11 protein-coding genes are annotated in these 19,315 nt (G+C 45.6%); 6 read left to right on the top strand and 5 right to left on the bottom strand.

Translation table 11 applies throughout. The features are described 5' to 3' along the window. Window positions 1-207: 207 nt before the first annotated feature. Together ACXAD8_RS07140 and ACXAD8_RS07135 are read left to right on the top strand one after the other, a co-directional pair. On the top strand, window positions 208-4,170 hold the full coding sequence (locus ACXAD8_RS07140; protein ID WP_475226628.1) for a reprolysin-like metallopeptidase: 3,963 nt from the start codon (window positions 208-210) through the stop codon (window positions 4,168-4,170). A 210-nt stretch (window positions 4,171-4,380) separates the two neighbouring features. Continuing rightward, a complete protein-coding gene (locus tag ACXAD8_RS07135; protein ID WP_475226625.1) occupies window positions 4,381-8,844 on the top strand; it encodes a S8 family serine peptidase in 4,464 nt (1,487 codons plus the stop codon). 89 nt (window positions 8,845-8,933) lie between these two features. On the opposite strand, the gene ACXAD8_RS07130 is transcribed toward ACXAD8_RS07135, so the two are convergent. Both ACXAD8_RS07130 and folX read right to left on the bottom strand, forming a co-directional pair. Continuing rightward, the gene (locus ACXAD8_RS07130; RefSeq protein WP_475226623.1) at window positions 8,934-9,854 is read right to left on the bottom strand and encodes a TIGR01777 family oxidoreductase; all 921 of its coding nucleotides are present in this window, start codon (window positions 9,852-9,854) and stop codon (window positions 8,934-8,936) included. Between the two features lie 2 nt (window positions 9,855-9,856). Continuing rightward, a complete protein-coding gene (folX, locus tag ACXAD8_RS07125; protein WP_475226621.1) occupies window positions 9,857-10,222 on the bottom strand; it encodes a dihydroneopterin triphosphate 2'-epimerase in 366 nt (121 codons plus the stop codon). A 143-nt stretch (window positions 10,223-10,365) separates the two neighbouring features. On the opposite strand from folX, the gene ACXAD8_RS07120 reads away from it, so the two are divergent. Next, on the top strand, window positions 10,366-11,442 hold the full coding sequence (locus ACXAD8_RS07120; RefSeq protein ID WP_475226619.1) for an AI-2E family transporter: 1,077 nt from the start codon (window positions 10,366-10,368) through the stop codon (window positions 11,440-11,442). Here the strand turns inward: ACXAD8_RS07120 and ACXAD8_RS07115 are convergent. From ACXAD8_RS07115 to pdsR, 3 genes are all read right to left on the bottom strand, one after another. Continuing rightward, window positions 11,424-12,194: a hypothetical protein gene (locus ACXAD8_RS07115; protein WP_475226617.1), complete on the bottom strand. Its 771-nt coding sequence runs from the start codon at window positions 12,192-12,194 to the stop codon at window positions 11,424-11,426. The two genes, ACXAD8_RS07120 and ACXAD8_RS07115, sit on opposite strands and share 19 nt — an antisense overlap. Before the next feature lie 146 nt (window positions 12,195-12,340). After that, entirely contained in the window at window positions 12,341-14,491 is a 2,151-nt protein-coding gene (gene pdsS, locus ACXAD8_RS07110; protein WP_475226615.1) for a proteobacterial dedicated sortase system histidine kinase, read from the bottom strand. Between the two features lie 23 nt (window positions 14,492-14,514). Further along, on the bottom strand, window positions 14,515-15,207 hold the full coding sequence (gene pdsR / locus ACXAD8_RS07105) for a proteobacterial dedicated sortase system response regulator (RefSeq protein ID WP_475226613.1): 693 nt from the start codon (window positions 15,205-15,207) through the stop codon (window positions 14,515-14,517). Between the two features lie 427 nt (window positions 15,208-15,634). Here pdsR and pdsO point away from each other — a divergent pair, with 427 nt between their 5' ends. The 3 genes from pdsO to ACXAD8_RS07090 are packed head-to-tail and all read left to right on the top strand — an operon-like array spanning window position 15,635 to window position 19,148. After that, window positions 15,635-16,405 carry a sortase-associated OmpA-like protein PdsO gene (gene pdsO, locus ACXAD8_RS07100; RefSeq protein WP_475226610.1) on the top strand — a complete coding sequence of 257 codons (771 nt, stop codon included), beginning with the start codon at window positions 15,635-15,637 and terminating at the stop codon, window positions 16,403-16,405. Between the two features lie 9 nt (window positions 16,406-16,414). Continuing rightward, window positions 16,415-18,553 carry a VIT domain-containing protein gene (locus tag ACXAD8_RS07095; protein ID WP_475226608.1) on the top strand — a complete coding sequence of 713 codons (2,139 nt, stop codon included), beginning with the start codon at window positions 16,415-16,417 and terminating at the stop codon, window positions 18,551-18,553. After that, complete coding sequence (locus ACXAD8_RS07090) at window positions 18,543-19,148, top strand: class GN sortase (protein WP_475226606.1); 606 nt, start codon at window positions 18,543-18,545, stop codon at window positions 19,146-19,148. The genes ACXAD8_RS07095 and ACXAD8_RS07090 overlap by 11 nt, the downstream gene beginning before the upstream one ends. Window positions 19,149-19,315 lie beyond the last annotated feature (167 nt).

Raw genomic sequence — 19,315 nt, 5'->3', positions numbered from 1 at the left:
CGCTATTATTGTGAATTTATCTGGAATATTCCGTTTCCTACAGACGTTTTACCTCAATAACTCTTATTTATACTGATTGGTATTACTCTACAACTGACCAGATTTAACAAAATAATGCTGTGAAGTCATCTTAGCTTGTTTTTTGCGCTATGCTTAGGGCTGGTCTGGACCAGATTAAAGGAAAAATCGTCGATGGGAATTACAACATTGAAAACCTTAGGAGCCGTGGCAATATTCTGCGTCTCCTCAGCGTCAGCTAACCAGTTCTGGCAGGAAAATAACAGTAAGATTGATATTCAGGGGCAAGCGGTAAACGCGCGGGCCAGTGATGCGCGTTATGTTACTTTTCAACAGGATTCATTGAAGAAACATTTCATGCTGGGGCAGGAGCGTGTGGAGCTTGTGATCCCGGCTCCTGATGGTAAAAGCCTGCCTCTGACATTAGTTAAAGATAGTGTTATGGCGCCAGCGCTGGCTGCTAAATATCCGGGCATCCTTTCCTACAAGGCTTTGGATGCAAAAGGTGAGAATATCGGCCGCTTTAGCTATAGCCACAAAGGCTTACACGGTATGTATCGCTATAAGGACGACTGGGCGTTTCTGGATCCGCAATTTACCAATCAGACAAGTCACTACATTAGTTATCTACGCAGCAAAGCTGAGCCGATTTCAGAACATCGGTTTACGGAAGACTTTTCTAAACTAAAGCAGTATTTTGTTGACAAGAAAATGCCTGTTCAAAACAGAGCATCAACCGGAGATACTTTGCGGACTTATCGTCTCGCAGTCTCTGCGGCTGCAGAGTATACTGCCTTTCACGGTGGTACAGTAGAAGATGGCTTAGCTGCAGTTAATGCCATGGTAAACCGTTTAAATCAGGTCTATCTGGTGGATTTAGCGGTGCAATTTGAATTGGTAGACGGCAATGATGCGCTGATATTTACCGATGCTCAAACGGACCCGTTCAACAATGATACCGACGACATCGATTTAAATTCAGATGTCATTAACAATGCCATTGGTTTTAATAACTATGATATTGGTCATATCGTTAATACCGCAGGAGGCGGTCTGGCTGGACTCGGTGTTGTTTGTACTACCAGCAAAGCTGTGGGCGTGACTGGCGACCCTTTCCCAACCAGCGATTCCTTTTACATTGATTATGTTGCCCATGAAATTGGTCATCAGTTCAGTGGCAACCATTCCTACAATGGTACTGCAGGCTCTTGTGGTGGTAACCGCAATGGTGGTACTGCCTGGGAACCTGGTAGCGGCACCACCATCATGGCTTACGCCAATATTTGCGGTTCTGAAAATGTCCAGAGTAACTCCGACGCGATTTTTCACATCGGTTCCATCGAAGAGATTCGCAATTTCATCGATAATGGCTCAGGTGGTAACTGCGGAACTACCTCCTCCTTAAACAACAATCAGCCTACTGTGGATGCTGGCAGTGATTATGCTATTCCAGCCAATACGCCATTTACCTTAACTGGCTCGGGAAGCGATCCTGATGGGGATGCCGTAACCTATATTTGGGAGCAACTGGATACTGGCTCGGCATCTTCCAGTCCGGATACCATGACAGATAATGGTTCTCGTCCGTTGTTCCGTTCTTTTACTCCCCAAAGCACACCCACCAGAACATTGCCGCAGCTGGCTGATGTTTTATCTGGCAGTACTACAATTGGTGAAGCTTATGCCACAACAGCGCGGACATTGAACTTCAGGTTAACGGCCAGAGATGGCAAGGGCGGCGTCGCTACCGATGCAATGGTGGTCACTACTGTGGCTTCTGGACAAGGGTTTTCATTACTGAAACCTAATTCAGACATCAGCTGGGAGGCGGGACGACAATCGCTGTTATACTGGAATACGGCAGGCTCCCAAAATGCGCCAATCAGTTGTAGCTCAATAGCGCTGGATGTCAGCGATAACGATGGTAGCAGCTTTAGCTCTGTGGCTAGTGGCATTAATAATGATGGCCTGGCCGTTCTTACTTCACCTCAAACAACAGGAAGTTACCGCTTCCGTTTATCTTGTGAAGATAATATTTTCTTTACTATTTCAGAGCAGTCTATTTCTGTTGTCTCTGCTACTTCCACTGATTCTGATGGCGATGGCATGTCGGATAGTTTCGAGAATCAAAATGGACTTAACGCGAATGATGCTTCTGATGCCGCCGGAGATCTGGATTCCGATGGTCTGACTAACCTTGAAGAAGCATTGTTGGGTACCGGAGTGAACAACGCAGACTCTGATAGCGATGGTTTACCTGATGCCCTGGAGGTATCGATATTCCTGGATCCTACAGATGCCAGTGATGCTGACGGTGACCTGGATGGTGATGGTACTTCCAACCTTGATGAATATTTGGCAGGCACCGATCCCAATGATGCCAGTTCAAACCCCTTTAGTGATGAGGTTAACTTTGATTTTGAAACAACCACAGAATTGGCCAGATTTAGTTTTAACGGTGATTCCCCCTGGAGTCGAGTGTCTGATGTGGCGTCTTCTGGTTCGAGTAGTTTAAAAGCTGCTGCAATTTCCGATAATCAAACCAGTGGGCTTGATCTGTTAATTGTAACAGGGGCGGGTTTGCTGAATTTTGATGCCAGGGTATCCAGTGAAGCCGACTATGACTTTCTGGTGGTCTATGTTGATGGAGAAGCTGTACAAAGTATATCTGGAGAACAAGACTGGCAGACTTACAGCATTTCTGTAACGGCTGGGGCCCACGTAATTTCCTGGCGATATGAAAAAGATCAGCTTGTATCTGATGGCGATGACACCGCCTGGATAGACAATATCGTTGTCCCCATTAATACTCAAACCTACATTAATGATGTGGATTCGGTAAATACCGGTGGTCCGTTCAATTTTGAAAGTCCACAGGGGCTGGACAATTGGGCGTTGGGAGATTGGAGCTTCGCAGCAGGTTCTGCGGGTGACGGTGCTTTTAGTCTTGGTTCCGGGAGTATCTCAGATGATGGTTCATCAACGATAAGTTATACCAATACCTTTGAGTCGGGTACTGCCAGTTTTTATGTGAAAACGTCCACTGAGTCCGGCTATGATTTTCTTCACTTTTATGTAGATGGGGAACTCATTGATAGTTGGTCAGGTGAAAATGATTTCTTCATGGTTTCGCAGCCTTTGTCAGAAGGACAACATACCTTAACCTGGACTTATGAGAAGGATGGTTCGGTCTCTTCTGGTGACGACAGGGCTTATCTTGACCTGGTTACCTTACCTGTTTCTGAAGACACTAATACCGGGAACTCTGCAGTCGCGTTTGACTATGATGGCGATGGTAAAGCGGATATTGGCGTACGCCGACCTTCCAATACCATGCAATACATCTTGCAATCATCAAATGAAGGTATTTTGCGAGAGCGTTTTGGTCTTGCCCTAAACGACATTCCGGTATCTGGCGATTTTGATGGCGATGGCGTTGCTGATGTGGCGGTGAGACGCCCATCTAATCAATACTGGTACATTAAGAACAGTTCTGATGGTGAAATTCAGCGATTTAACTTTGGCAAACAGGCGGAGGATATTCCGGTGCCGGCTGATTATGACGGTGATGGTATAACCGATATTGCGGTGCGCAGGCCGTCCAATCAGTACTGGTATGTTTTGAATTCCAGCGATGGTGAAATTCAGCGCTTTAACTTTGGCAAACAGGAAGGCGATATTCCGGTGCCGGCTGATTATGACGGCGATGGCAAAGCAGATATTGCAGTGCGCAGACCGTCTAATCACACCTGGTATATTTTACGCTCCAGCGATAACGAAATAGAGCGAATTGTATTTGGTCGTGACGAGGCTGATATTCCGGTACCTGCGGATTACGATGGTGACGGTAAAGCGGATGTGGCGGTGCGTAGGGCTTCCAATCAGTATTTTTACATACTGAACAGCTCTGACGGAGAAATTCAGCGCATCAACTTTGGCAAACAGGCGGAAGACATTCCGATCGTTGCGGATTATGACGGTGATGGTAAAGCTGATGTGGCAGTGCGCCGACCGTCGACTCAGTACCAATATATCTTGCGCAGTAGTGACGGCGAAATAGAGCGCCATCAGTTTGGCCGAAATTCAGCCGATATTCCGTTGGCGGGTCCGGTACTCACCCGAATGGCTATGGCGGCTGCAGCTAGCGATTAATTGAGTCATTTTTTTATGGGCCGCATTCGCGGCCCTTTTTGCATTTTACGCTGATGGTAAATTGAGCAATAAACTGTAACCGCTTACAAAATTTGCCTATATGGCTGATTTATATGGATTATTTTCAATTTGATCGATGAGTATGTCTGGACAGACCAGAGCTGCTTTTCTATATTAGGCCACGTAAAATTACAACAATTAAGGAAAGAAATGGTATTACATGGCAAGAACTTATGCACAATTGCGGTTGCGGTCAGTGCCGTTTTCACAGCATCCACAGGAGCTTCTCCATCATCACTGAAAGAGTTGCAATCGCAACAGCCGATGTCATCACAAAGCGCAAGAATTCTGCACACCAATGATAATGCGAATGTTCAGATTAAGCACCGGATGCAACTGTCGCAGTATATTATTGAGTTGCAGGATGAGCCATTAATCCAAATTAAACAACAGACACAACGTGCGGTAGGAAAAGGCCGAGCAGCAAAAAGCCATATCCAGCAGAAACTGGTTCAGCATCGTCAGCGAGTTGAGCGGGCACAAGCAGTACTGATCAGTGAGTTAAAACAAAGCCAGTTAATCGACAAGGTCGTTCGTCAAAACAGCAAAGTTCACAACTCTGTGGTGGTACAGGGAGACTGGCAAAAAATCCGTTATTTAAATAAGCACCCTGCAGTCAAAGCCATTTACCCTGTGCAAATGGTGCAAAAGTTCTTACAAGACAGCACTCAGATTATCAATGCCGACGACGCCTGGAACCAAACCGATAGCGCTAATCAAAGCCTCACTGGTACAGGGATAACTGTAGCTGTTATCGATACCGGGGTTGATTATAGTCACGCCGACCTCGGTGGCTGTTTTGGCGCAGGCTGTAAAGTCGTAAGTGGATATGACTTTGTTGAAAATGATGATGATCCAATGGATGTAGATGGTCACGGAACACATGTAGCAGGTATTATCGCCGCAAATGGCAATTTGAAAGGTGTCGCGCCAGGAGCCTCCATTATGGCGCTTCGGGTTTTAAATGACGAAGGTTTTGGTAGCAGTTCCGATATCATTGCAGCAATCGAGTATGCCATTGATCCTGATGATGACTTAATGACCGATGATGGCGCGGATGTAATAAACCTGAGCCTGGGTGGACCGGGAGAGTATCAATCACCTGGCAATGTCGCAGTAGAAAATGCCGTCGCTGCTGGCATTGTTGTGGTCGCCGCCGCCGGAAACTATGGCAGTTATGGTGATATTGCCGCGCTTTCTCCGGCCTCTGCATTATCGGCTATTACGGTGGCATCCAGTACTAAGCAGGATCAGGTATCCGGGTTCAGTTCCAAAGGGGGCGGTGCCAGTTATCAGCAACTTAAGCCGGAAATTATTGCACCAGGCTCTGATATTGTGTCATTGCAGGTGGGAGGCGGAAATGTAACATTGAGCGGTACCAGCATGGCTGCCCCTCATGTGGCCGGTGCGGCTGCGATAATGAAACAAAAATTTCCGGATGCCACACCTCAGGATATCAAAGCCAAGATGATATCTTCTGCCATAGATCTAGGTGCTGATGCATATTCTCAGGGCTACGGGCGCCTGGACGTGACGGGGGCACTGGCTCAGGCTGTGACTATATTTGATGCCGGGCTGGCGTTCGGAAGGGTAGATGATTCTCTTTCCGAAATAGAATATGCGGCCTTTGTAGAAATAAAAAATGACAGTGCTGAGGACATTAGTTTTGATTTGATTTTACCCGATAGCTTGCCTGAGCAGGTTTCTGTATTGCTGGAGCAAACGACTATTAGCGTCGCAGCAAATAGTGCGCAAAGACTGGAATTTAGCGTATTGGTGAATTCACCTGGAGAGATTATAACGCCGGACAATGTTTCAACTACTTACTTTTCCGCACTGCAATTTGTTTCTCCCGAGATGAGATTATCCGTCCCGGCCACGTTGGAAAGAGGCTATCGCTTAACATTGACACACGACGGCTTAAATCCGGCGGGTTTATCCGTTGACAGTATTGACGGACTTAACTTTGCGTTTGACTATATTTTCCCGGAAGAGACTCGCACTATTTTTACGCCAGAGACAGAGGTGTATGTCCGTGTTGAGCATGAGCTTGAACCCTCTGAAATAACTCACCTCAACATACCTGTGCGAGGAGAAAACGTAGCGGTTTTAGTAGATGGTTACGAAGAGCATGTATTGGTCATGGATGAGAACAAAAGTGTCAATATATCGCCATCGAATTTAACCCATCTTGTCGGCTTGGGAGAGGCCCTTGATGAGCAATCGGTTGATATTCTGCCCTCGGCCTTAACCGCAACCACAAACCTCTTTAGTTTTATCGAATTTTCGCAAAACATTGGGTTTGTCAGCGTTGAATATCGCAGTCAGTTATTTTTTGATTCTCCTGACCCGGCAGAAAGAGTGGCCTATTACACCGCTCTGGGAAGTATTGAGGACAAGATTGATTCACGTCTTGTTGAACAAGTCCGGTTTCCGGCATTGCGCAGTGACGATTCAGACACCTTTGTTCAGCTCGTACACGACTTAAATTCCACTCAGAATTTACTAAAAACGTACACTCAGGGGGAAAAACCTGAGATTACCCTTACGGGTTTTGCGGATACTGATATTCCCTATGTGGCTGCTGATCTGAGCGCGAATAGCACATTACTGCCTTCATTTTACCTGGCAACGGATAAAAACGAGATTCAGTTCACTCAGCTTGCGAGCAGTTCACAGGATTTTGCAGCGCGGCTGCATCTGGGCTTTGCCAACGAGTTCGGAACAGGCTGGATGACTCCCTATGCCAGCAGCGAAAGTTTCAATTTCACTCTGCAATCTGACATCAACACGGTATCCCAGACGAATGTCATTGAAGATTTTCAATATCAATTTAATGCCTCTGGGTTAACCATGAGTAAACCAATTGAAGTGGGAACAGACTACCTGATGGATTTGCGTGGGTTTCACTTCACCAACGGGCGCGGCCAGGCTTATCATTCTGGGCTCAACGCACAGTACAGCGTGGCCTGTGTAAATGGTGGTGAATTGACTGGTCCATTCGATACCCTGAGTTTATATCTCAACACCAGCCAATGCGATGTTAGTTCTGTGACGATTAACTGGCAAACCAGTTTATATGGTGAGTCATATCAAAGCAGTGCAACTTATGACATCGCCGCCAATACGGGACCTATTTTTCCCGGCTTGATTAGCGCTATTTTTGAGGATGGTGAAGTGACTACGGATCTGATTATTAGTGGTCAGCAAAACACCGTATATCTGGCATCTGATGCTAACTTTAACAGCCTGAATCTCAGCTCATTGGAGTACAAGCTGGATGACGGGCAATGGCTGTCGCTGACTACCGAGTTCTCAGATTTGGTTGAGTTTAATCACATGGCGACACTGCCTACCGGGGAGTTAGAAAGTCAGGTGTTGTCATTGCGCATAACCTATACCGACAACAGTAACCTGGGAAGTGTAACTCAGGAAATTAATGGTGGCTATTTGCTGCACCCCCCCTCAAGTGGGATTACAGACGATCTTGACGGTGATGGCATTGTTGATGCCGAAGATGACGATATTGATGGTGATGGCATTCCCAATGAGATTGAAGAGACTTATGAGTTAGACCCCAGAGATGCCAGCGACGCATTAACTGATTTAGATAATGATGGTTTGAGCAATCTGCAAGAGTATCTTTTGGGCACTTCCATGGTTAATCCTGATTCAGATGGCGATGGTATTCCTGATGGTGAAGATGCTTTTCCACTGCAGGGTTCATCCGCAGTTGCCTTTGATTACGATGGTGATGGCAAAGCAGATATTGGTGTACGCCGACCTTCCAATAACATGCAATATATCTTGCAGTCATCGAATGAAGGTATTTTACGAGAGCGTTTTGGTCTTGCCCTAAACGACATTCCGGTATCTGGTGATTTTGATGGCGATGGCGTTGCTGATGTGGCAGTGAGACGGCCCTCTAATCAATACTGGTACATTAAGAACAGCTCTGATGGTGAAATCCAGCGATTTAACTTTGGCAAACAGGCTGAGGATATTCCGGTGCCTGCTGATTATGACGGTGATGGTATAACCGATATTGCGGTGCGCAGGCCGTCCAATCAGTACTGGTATGTTTTGAATTCCAGCGATGGTGAAATTCAGCGCTTTAACTTTGGCAAGCAGGAAGGCGATATTCCGGTGCCGGCTGATTATGACGGCGATGGCAAAGCAGATATTGCAGTGCGCAGACCGTCTAATCACACCTGGTATATTTTACGCTCCAGCGATAACGAAATAGAGCGAATTGTATTTGGTCGTGATGAGGCTGATATTCCGGTTCCTGCAGATTATGACGGTGACGGTAAAGCGGATGTGGCGGTGCGTAGGGCTTCCAATCAGTATTTTTACATACTGAACAGCTCTGACGGAGAAATTCAGCGCATCAACTTTGGCAAACAGGCGGAAGACATTCCGATCGTTGCGGATTATGACGGTGATGGTAAAGCTGATGTGGCAGTGCGCCGTCCGTCGACTCAGTACCAATACATTTTACGCAGTAGTGACGGCGAAATAGAGCGTCATCAGTTTGGTCGTAATTCTGCGGATATTCCACTAGCGGGTCCGGTACTCACCCGAATGGCTATGGCGGCTGCAGCCAGCGATTAATTGAGTCACTTTTTAATGGGCCGCATTAGCGGCCTTTTGATGTGATCCACAGGCTAAAATTGGCGAACCTCCTGACTGCCTGAAACTTATTATAAATTCAAATCCTCTAATGCCGTTTTCAGTTTTGGGTACATAAATTTAAAGCCCGCTTTAATGAGCTTTTCTGGTACTGCATTTTGTCCGGTAGTGAGTAAGTCTGACATTTCTCCCATCATGATTTGTAGCACCTTTTTCGGCATAGGGATCAAGGCTGGGCGAGAAATGACTTTTGCCAGAGTTTTGCTAAAGGTTTTGTTGTTTACCGATTCTGGTGCGGTGAAGTTAAATGGGCCCTGACATTGATGATTGTGTATTAGATACATCACCCCTCTGGCCATATCTTCCAGATGAATCCACGGCATATAGTGGCAGCCATCACCAATTGGGCCACCCAATCCAAACTTGAAAGGCGGTAGCATTTTGTCCAGCGCACCACCTTTGTTGCTGAGCACAATGCCTGTGCGTACCAGGCACACGCGAGTGTCTGTGGCGGCTGACAGGGCCAGAGATTCCCATTTTTTGCACAGTTGATGGCTAAATTCGTCATGAACATCCGCATAGTCTTCTGATATGGGCTTGTCATCCTGACGACCGTAATAGCCTACGGCTGAGCCACTAATAAATACTTCTGGCGGGGAGTTGCTGGCTTTGATTAAATCTGCCAGACGCTTGGTCATTAACCACCTACTATTTTCCAGGGTTCGCTTTTGTTCCTTACTCCAGCGCTTGTTGATAATCGGCTCACCAGCGAGATTAATCACCACATCAAACTCATCCAGATTTTTGAGGGCATCCAGACTGTTAACCCATTCAGCTTTTGCAGCGACCTGCGGACCGTAAAACTTTCGCAAAAGCTTCTTAGCTTTATTCACATCTCTGCTGACCCCAATCACTTCATGCTTTTCTATTACCGCATGTTTAATGATTTCTCGTCCTATTAGTCCAGATGCACCGGTCAGCAGTATTTTCATGATTACTCTCTATAGCAACTAAGGGTTAATGATACGGAATCCGCAAAGCGTAGCGCGTGGGGTTTGTCAATTTCCACTGAAGCATAAGTTACCCACTCGTGCTCGCTGGCAATTTCCAGCACGTCTGAAGTGAGCTTTTCCAACAATGAAAAGCGATTATTTTCTACATGAGCAATAATTTTTTTGGTAATGGTTCGATAGTTTAGCGCATCATTCATTTTGTCCGAGTCGGTAGCGCTGTCGGCGGGATAATGAATGACAACATTTACCACAACATCTTGCTTGTTGTTGATTTCATCTTCCTTAATGCCGATGAAAGTCCTAAGGCGTAGGTTTTTAATTCTTATTACTGCTTGATTTAAGTTCATTCTGAGTTTCAATTTCCTGCTGCTCTTATGGCATTTTACACCATAAAAACTGAATATAACTGGTTAACACAAAGCCTATCTGCTACTTTTTGCAAAAAGTTAACAGGCCCTAAAGCTTGTACTAAAAACTATGGGAAAATTACATGGAAAATCGTCTACCTACAACAATTAAGGTGTTATTGGTTTGCGCCGCCCTGGTGATAATACTTGCCGGAGTGAAGGCAGCAAGTAGCATCGTCGTGCCCTTTTTGTTGTCGATTTTCATTGCCATGGCCAGCCACCCGATAATTAAGTGGATGAGCAAATACCATGTTCCCAAAGGTATCTCAGTACTGTTAGTAATACTGACTATCGTGGTTTTTGGATTCATGTTAGCGGGATTGGTAGGCCAATCCATGAATGATTTTTCTGAAAAGATGCCTTTGTACAAGCAGCAGTTACAAAACGAGTTTGTCTGGGTAGTGACGCAACTGCAAAGTTTTAATATTCAGATTAACAAAGAGCAATTACTTTCTTACCTGGATCCGGGCATGGCAATGAATGTAGCTACTAACCTGTTGTCTGGATTGTCTGGTGTGTTAGGTAACTTTCTGTTGATACTTCTGACGGTTATTTTCATGCTGATGGAGGCTGACAGTGTGCCTCATAAAGTTCATATTGCGCTGGATGACCCCACCATGCGGATGAACCAGGTGGATAAGGTATTAGCTTCCGTTAAGAATTACCTGGTAATAAAAACCGTGGTGAGTTTAGGTACGGGGGTATTGGCGGGTACCTTTTTGTATGTGCTTGGTTTAGATCATTACTTTTTGTGGGGTGTACTGGCGTTTTTATTAAATTATGTTCCAAATATCGGTTCTGCCATTGCCGCAATTCCCGCGGTTTTACTGGCACTTATTCAATTGGGTTCTGCCTCTGCCGGTATCGTGGCCATTGGGTATATTTTCATTAATACCGTAATGGGCAATGTTATTGAGCCTAGATACATGGGCAAAGGATTGGGCTTGTCTACATTAGTGGTGTTTTTATCATTGATATTCTGGGGTTGGCTGCTGGGTACAGTTGGTATGTTGCTGTCAGTACCTTTAACCATGATTGGTAAAATCATCCTGGAATCCAATCCGGATACTCGCTGGATTGCGCTTTTGTTGGCAGGTGGAGATATCAGTAATGAAGTTTCCGAGGAACAACACCCGGAATCTCAGAATCCAGGGGCTTGAGAAAAGGGGAGAACATTCTTAAGTAATGCCTGATATTTCTCATTCTGTATAAGTTTGAAGTGAGTTTCGATTATCAAATCGCTTATCTGTTTTTGGAGCTTGGGGTTGGCGGCCAGATACAAAACCGGATCGGGCGTTGGTAACTGAATCTCTGTTACAGTTAGCAAGTCCGATTGATAACCAAAGTGCACCAGAATTTGAGGTGTAATGGAGGGTTCGTAAAAAACAAAGTCTACCAATTGCGAGGTCAGCATTTTCAATAATCGCGACGAAGAGTTTACTAATAAAAGCTGCTCAGATTCCGTAAACCCCGCTTCTTCTAACATGTTGTGGGTAGACAATGCCCGTACCGCAGCGACTTTGTAGTTTTTGAGTTGTTCGAATTGCACAATGTTTAATTCCGGGCGGCTGGTTAATCTGGCAATTTGTAATTGTAATCCTGCCAAGGGTATTAACCACTTGTACTTGTCTTCCCGCTCTGCAGTACGACCAATAGCGTATATTAGCGAATTGGTATTTTCCTGACTTTGTCTTTGCGCCTGAGCCCAATTCATCATCAGAATTTCGTAAGGTTGCTGGGTGGCATCTAATAAGGTTTGTATCACCTGTGTGGCACGGCCGGCGGGCTTGTCGTCTTCCAAATGTTGTACACCATAGGTAATTCCGGCATAAACCTGAATTGGCTCTTGGCTTTGGGCGGTTGTTGTCAGCCAGCAGCCAGTACAAACTAATAAAAATTTAACGACATGCATTTGGTTTAGCGTTTGTTACTTTCAAATTAATGTCCCTGAGGCCGCGCTGAGGGCAAATATATAATGGAACTGGTATAAGTATTTGCCATATACAAAATTTCGCAAGTGGATTCAGCTGTTCTGCCAATAAATTCATCAGAACAAACCTAAAATAACAGTATTACTTCCACGCCTGATTGGTCGTCTAAATTGCGTATTCGGATTTTTGCCTTATGGTATTCGGCGATGATTCGGGCGATAAACAAACCCAGCCCCAAGTGCGGTGTGTCTTGTTGTTGAACGTGGCGTACCGATATCATGGAGTCAAACAGCTGTTCCTGCATATCCTCAGGAAGCAATGCGCCCTTATTGGCAACTCGTAGAACCGGCCTTTGATGTTCGGCAATTAAGGAAATATCGATGCGACCACCAGAAGGGCTAAAATCAACCGCATTAGCTGTGATCTTGTCCAGCATTTGCACAAACAGATCTGGTGCACCTGTCAGCATCAATTCCTTATAGCGAAAATCGCAATAAAACACCCGTTCAGGGTAGGCTAGCTGATAGCCATGAGAGCAACTTTCCAGTAACGCCACTAAATCAAACTCTTCGGGCTCAGTGGCCTGAAGTGCGTTTTCTAACCTGGAAGCCTCGCTCATATTTGTGAGTATCTTGCTGAGCCTTTGGATGCCTTCCTGTGCCCGACTAATGTAAGGTTGCTGTTGTTCGGTTGGCGATTCCAGGCTCAGATTTTCCATGGAAGATTTGACAATGGCCACAGGCGTGCGCAATTCATGGGATAAGCGAGACGCCATTTTCTCCAGGTAATTGTGATATTGCTGCAGCTTATCCAACACACTATGAAACGTTCGCGATAAATCGCCAATTTCATCCTGAGTGTTAGAGACCGGAATGTTAGTCAGTATTTTGCCATTCCCGTCGATGGCCTGTTCGGTCTGATTGCGCAGTCTGCGAATTCGGGATGAAATCCGCGATGCAAATAAAAACAATGCTAATGTTCCTAAAATCATCACAATCAGAATGATGTTAAACAAGTCTTCCAGGGCCTTGTTTTTTAGGCTTCTTATGCCGTTGGTGGTTTGTTCTACAACGACCGCCCCCAACACTTTATCGTCCAGATAAACCGGGTGTGCTGCTGATAAGATAACTGCCTTATTATCTGGTGTCAGGCGCCATAAGCTGTCTGCAACACCTTGCAAGGCATTGTCTATGTCCTGACCTTCCAGCGCATAAGCGTCTGTCAGCTCATCAACAAAATCCTCAGGAGGACGGGTTAAAATATTGTAATAGAGCGGGAATAAATATTTTTGTTCAAACTCCTCCCACAGGTTCTCTGGTGGCAAAGGTTTCGCCAGGCGAGCTTCAAGGCCAACGGAAGAGAAAATATCACCGGAACGAGCCATTACGCGTTTGTGTTTGTCTACTACCCAAACTCTGGCTCCGGAGTGTTGTAGCCCTTTAACTATGCGTTCTATTTCCGGTGAGGGGACTAAAACCGTTCCTAATGAATCTGGTTGTGCTGGATTGGCTGTACCGATTTTTAGTTCTACATGCGGCGAATCGATGCTATCAACATCATTGATCTCAAAAGCAATTTTATCCGATAGCATGGCAAGCGGAATACGCAATTCAATGTTGTAGCCTTTTTCTGTTATTTGCCAGTGGCCCTGAATACGGGACTCAATACCCAGCGGTCTGAAGGAATCATTGACGGGTGGTAATTCCCAGGCGTTAACCCAGCCGGAATCATAATTGGATATCAGGTAGCGGTGAAAGCGTTTGTCTCTGTCTGTCAGTGCTATATGTAAAAAGTCATTGCGATCTACTCGCAAGCTATTTTTATCACGCATTACCGTTTGGTCATCGGTGACTTCAAAAAACGCGTATAGATAGACGTCGTAGATCCCAACCATGTGGGTAAAGTGCATGTCTTCGGCCTGGTAGTTTTCGACTTCGCCTAGTACGTATGATTCGCCGTAGTTTATTGCCAGATGCCTGTAATCCAGCCAGTCAGCCAGTCGACCATCTAAACGAATGGGATCCACAATGCGATGGGCATAGAGATCGCGCCCGGGAATCACATCTTGTTGATAGCTGGCCTGGGTATCGAACAAAGCAGGGCGTTCATGCAAGGCGGTGGCTACGGCCCTGGCAGTACCCATCAGAGTTTGTTCCTGACCCAATAGCAGGTAATTTTCCAGTTCCCACATGTACTTGTACCCCAGCCAGGGGATGGTAAACAGGAACGAAGAGAGTATCAGTAGCTTGAAACGGATACCGACGCGAAAATGCCACATGTAGATTTAACCGATATCTTGGCTTACTGACTTTTCCAACGATAACCCATGCCGTAGACCGTTTCTATACGATCAAAACTGGCGTCAGATTGTTGGAATTTGCGTCGGATGCGTTTGATATGAGAGGTAATGGTTGTGTCATCCACTACCATGCGGGATTCATCCATCAGTTGTTGCCGACTTTTAACATGCCCTGCGTGTCGGGCAATAGCGAATAGCATCCAAAACTCGGTAACGGTCAATTCTACGGGTTGTTGTTGCCAACAAACTGTCATGCGATTGGTGTCCATGCTTAAATCACCTGACTCCAGAACATCGTCTTGATTGACGGGTTGTTTCAGTAATTCAGTTCGGCGAAACAAGGCAGCAATTCTGGCTAATAAATGGGGCAGACTGATATCTTTGGTCAGGTAATCATCAGCGCCCATCCGCAGGCCGCAAATGGTGTCATAATCGTTGTCTCTGGCGGTAAAAAATATGATGGGAAGAGAAGGCGACTGGCCGCGCAATTGTTGGCATAGCGTAAAACCTCCATCAATTTCCTCTTTCAGACCAATATCAATAATGGCCAAATCAGGAAGTCGTTGCTGAAAGGCCTCAGCAGCACTACTTCGATCCTCATAGCAAAACACTTCATAACCTTGTTTACTTAGGGCTGCGTGATAATTATCTCTGATGGCGAAGTCATCTTCTACCAGGGCGATTCTTTTGGACATATAAACTTCTTAAATTGATTACCAAGACAATAATAAATCATTGAGCAACAAATGCAGTCTCTGTTCCTGATAACTCTCCAGGTTTAGATAAAACAAAAATGCAATAACAATAATGGAGCTCAACCAAAGTATTCCTTTTACACGCTTTCCATTCATCGTCTTTCTCATTTCTCAGGTTGGGTTCTGGTTGTGATTATGACCCTTAGCATAATAAAAAATTCCAGCTGAACCAGAGTTAAATGTCTTCGTGTGGTAATTTCCATTTTTTCGCCACATTTGGGCTCGTAAATGTCACTTTTTTAATTCAATCCATCGCGACATATTGTTGCCATAATTGCTCGCCACATTGCCATTTTTTTTCCATCAAACGGCCATCCCACAGGTTTTTAATAGTAAGCACACAAAGCAAATACCATTGAGGTGCATTATGAAAAACAACACTATGACAAAAACTGTACTGACATTATCCATTTTATCTTCCTTCTGCCTTTCGGGCTTTGCACAGGCGGCCCCTCAGGTTGACTATAAAGAACAGGAAGAAAAGAACATCCTGATTGGCATGGGTAGTGGCGCGGCAATAGGTGCTGGTATCGCAGGTCCGGTAGGTGGAGTTATTGGTGGTGTATTGGGGATTTTTATTGGAGAAGACATCACGGATAAGGCCCAAAACAAAGATTTGCTAGCCCGACTAAGTCACTCAGAGGCCGAACTGCTGGCAATGCAGAAAGACTATGAAGCTACCTTATTGGCTTATAAACAATTGCAGGCTCAGCAGTCTGGCGTTCAGGTAGCTGCCATGGAAAAGTCCAGCACACCTGTTATCCTGGCCGAGTTTTTGGAGGCTCAGGCAAATATTCAGTTCAAAACTGCGTCCTGGCAATTAGAGCAACACTATGTTGAACAATTGGACAAAGTGGCTTCGCAATTAAAACGAGATCCCAAGCTGGTGGTGCAGCTATTTGGCTATGCCGACCGTCGCGGTGACGAAGAGTACAACCTGCAACTATCAGAGAAGCGTGCCGACCAGGTGAAGCGCTACTTATTGTCTGTAGGTGTAGATGCTGCACAGATTGAGACCGCTGGTTATGGCGAAGCTCAGCCAGTGACAGTAAAACAAACCTGGGAAAATGACTTTTTTGATCGCCGGGTGGTGGTTCGATTGACCTCCGATGATTCTGTGATGACAGCTAAACAATAGGGGAATAAAGTGCGCAGCCATCATCTGGAATGGGGAAGAGGGCAGTTGGCCATCATTTCCCGGTGTTTTAAAACAGCTTTTGATTGGTTCAGGAAATCGTTAGCCATGCTTCAGGGCATGGCTTTCCTGGCATTGTCGTTATGGGCTCTCTGGTTATCATTACCTGCAACCGCTGACGAGCATCAAAAACGACAGTCTCAATGGGAGTTATCAGTTATCAACGGCTTGCTGGTGTTTAAACAGCAAACGACTTCAGAAACCCAAATGTCCGCTGATGAGGATATACAAGCCCCTGACGCTGAAAAGCAATTGCAAAGTTCAGAGGAGTCGCAGTCGACTCCCATGATACTAACCTCTGAGTACAATGATTTCGCTACTGAAGTCTCCGGAATTGTGGCGCGCTCAACTTTGGTTCAGCGATTCAGAAATCCTGGCGACGAGGTACTACAGGGGCGGTATCAGTTTCCTCTCCCTGAGGATGCAGCGGTGGATTCCCTCATAATGCGCATTGGAAAGCGTGAGATAGTTGGCGTAGTGAAAGAGAAGCGAATAGCAGAGGCAACTTTTCGACGAGCGCAGCAACAGGGGCAGCGTGCATCAATGGTTAGCCAGCAACGTGCAAATTTGTTTAGCACTGAATTGGCAAATATCGGACCTCATGAAGAAGTGGAAATCGAAATTCAATTTCAGCAAAGAGCGCGCTATGTTGATGGAGAGTTCAGGTTGCGTCTGCCCACAACCTTTATTCCGCGGTTTGGCGCCCCCGATCTTGAAGCTTCAGGTATTGCCTCAGAGAATTTGCCTCGTCTGGACATGAAATTTAAATTACATGCTCAGCGTGAGTTGGCATACCTTGAAAGCCCACATTTTCCCGTTCATCAAAGTCATGACGCTAACTTTAGTTATGACGTAAAACTCAAGTCTCCGGCCATTGCCGACAGGGATATGGAACTAGTCTGGCGATATCAAAATGCACAGCCAGAGGTTTTACATTATCGGGAGGCCCGGTCTGACGGTGAATACGGCCTGTTAATGGTGTTACCGGGGCAACAGGTTCCTCAATACGATTTAGCTCGCGAAGTTACCCTGGTGATTGATACATCTTCTTCTATGGGAGGGCAGGCGATAGAACAGGCTAAAAAGGCATTATTGTTGGCTATTGATGAGTTAACGGAACAAGATGCGTTTAACATTATTGAGTTTAATTCCTCGGCTTCAGCATTATGGAATTCGGTAAGGTCTGTCAATGCCAGTAGCAGACAGAGCGCCAAAGATTTTGTGAAGCAGTTAAAAGCTGATGGAGGTACGAACATCTATGAGGCATTTGATCTAGCATTGCTGACGCAACAGTCCGCAGAAGGGCTTCGGCAAGTGGTTTTTGTTACCGATGGCGCAATTGGTTATGAAGACAGTATGTTGACGGAAATTCAGTCCCGTTTAGGGGACACCCGTCTTTTTACCGTTGGCATTGGTGCGGCTCCAAATAGTTATTTTATGGTGCAGGCGGCACAGTTGGGCAGGGGAACATACACCTACATATCCTCACCACAACAAATAGAGCAGCGTATGCAACAGCTACTCAGAAAGTTAGCGCAGCCAGCTTTAACTGATCTTACTGTATACACGGATATTGAAGCTGAAGTTTACCCTGAAATTATTCCGGATTTGTATCAAGGTGAGCCCATTGTCATCGCATATAAAGCGCCATCGGCTGTAACTGATGTTCGTTTCTCTGGTCGTTTAGGGGATTCGGCATGGCAACAAACTCTGGAGTTGGATTATTTGGCGAAGCACAGTGGCATTGCCAAATATTGGGCAAAGGAGAAAATACAGGACCTGCTCGGCAAACAACGGCTTATGTCATTCAGCGATATACAAAGTGAGCAGAATTTTCAGCAAAACATTGTGCGGGTGGCATTGCAGCATCAACTGGTTAGCCCTTACACCAGTTTAATTGCGATAGACCCAACATTTAACAGCAACCTTAACAAATATCCGTTGCTGGCGCAGATGCCCTCTACTAGTTTGGATACAGAACACAGGTTTCTTTTATCAGGCATGTTATTGCTAATGGCAGTCTTATTAACGATTTGGCACTGGTTTTCAATCAAACATTCGGATAACTCAGGGGCAAGTCATGTTGCGTAGTGAGCCATTATATGAAGCCAGAGCCCCTTTTTTTACCTGGCGTAAGACGTTAATAATTGTATTGTTGCTGGCTGGCTTTTGGCAGTTTGGGCAGGGTGTCTGGATTCAGGCGAAAGCGTCTTTGGCACAGTTGTTAATTGCTAAGTCCTGGCAAGAAACCTTGCGTACGGAACAACCTTCGCCGCCCTGGCCATGGGCCGACACCTGGCCTGTTGCCAGACTGAGTATTCCGGCTCAGGGTAAACCGTTATATGTGCTGGCCGGCAGCTCTGATGCAATCATTGCCTTTGGGCCGGGACACCTTGTACAGTCAGCTTTTCCGGGACAACCCGGCAACAGCGTCTTGATTGGCCATAGGGATACGCATTTTGCAATTCTTGAAACGGTGCAACCAGGAGAGCTGATTGAGGTGGAAACACTGTATGGCAAAACTCTCTATCGTGTAGACTCCGCACGCATTACACACCAAACACAGGCTGGTATCGTAGAGGAAACATTAGCCAGTAGCTTAACATTGATCACTTGTTATCCCTTTAATTCCGTTCAGTCGGGTACCGATATGAGATACGTTGTAACTGCCTATAAGGTTAACTAGATTTAGATAGGTACTTTACTCAAAAGCCTAATTTTATTGATTGTGAGCGCTTTCATACTTTAGTCTAAAAATCACCGATGAGGCTGGTTTAGCTCAACTTAGCCTGCTATTTTCGGGGCTGGAAAAGTTCTACTTTTTGATTTTTTACTTATGTTTTGCCAGTTTAC

The sequence above is a fragment of the Planctobacterium sp. AWH2_060 genome, from assembly GCF_056158425.1.
The sequence above is the reverse complement of the archived record's forward strand: the minus strand, read 5'-3'. Positions and strand labels throughout refer to the sequence as shown.

What these genes read in the sequence shown, in the direction of transcription:
- ACXAD8_RS07135 (WP_475226625.1), top strand. Translation starts at nt 4,381, where the DNA reads ATGGTATTACATGGCAAGAACTTATGCACAATTGCGGTTGCGGTCAGT.
- ACXAD8_RS07130 (WP_475226623.1), bottom strand. Translation starts at nt 9,854, where the DNA reads ATGAAAATACTGCTGACCGGTGCATCTGGACTAATAGGACGAGAAATC.
- folX (WP_475226621.1), bottom strand. Translation starts at nt 10,222, where the DNA reads ATGAACTTAAATCAAGCAGTAATAAGAATTAAAAACCTACGCCTTAGG.
- ACXAD8_RS07120 (WP_475226619.1), top strand. Translation starts at nt 10,366, where the DNA reads ATGGAAAATCGTCTACCTACAACAATTAAGGTGTTATTGGTTTGCGCC.
- ACXAD8_RS07115 (WP_475226617.1), bottom strand. Translation starts at nt 12,194, where the DNA reads ATGCATGTCGTTAAATTTTTATTAGTTTGTACTGGCTGCTGGCTGACA.
- pdsS (WP_475226615.1), bottom strand. Translation starts at nt 14,491, where the DNA reads ATGTGGCATTTTCGCGTCGGTATCCGTTTCAAGCTACTGATACTCTCT.
- pdsR (WP_475226613.1), bottom strand. Translation starts at nt 15,207, where the DNA reads ATGTCCAAAAGAATCGCCCTGGTAGAAGATGACTTCGCCATCAGAGAT.
- pdsO (WP_475226610.1), top strand. Translation starts at nt 15,635, where the DNA reads ATGAAAAACAACACTATGACAAAAACTGTACTGACATTATCCATTTTA.
- ACXAD8_RS07090 (WP_475226606.1), top strand. Translation starts at nt 18,543, where the DNA reads ATGTTGCGTAGTGAGCCATTATATGAAGCCAGAGCCCCTTTTTTTACC.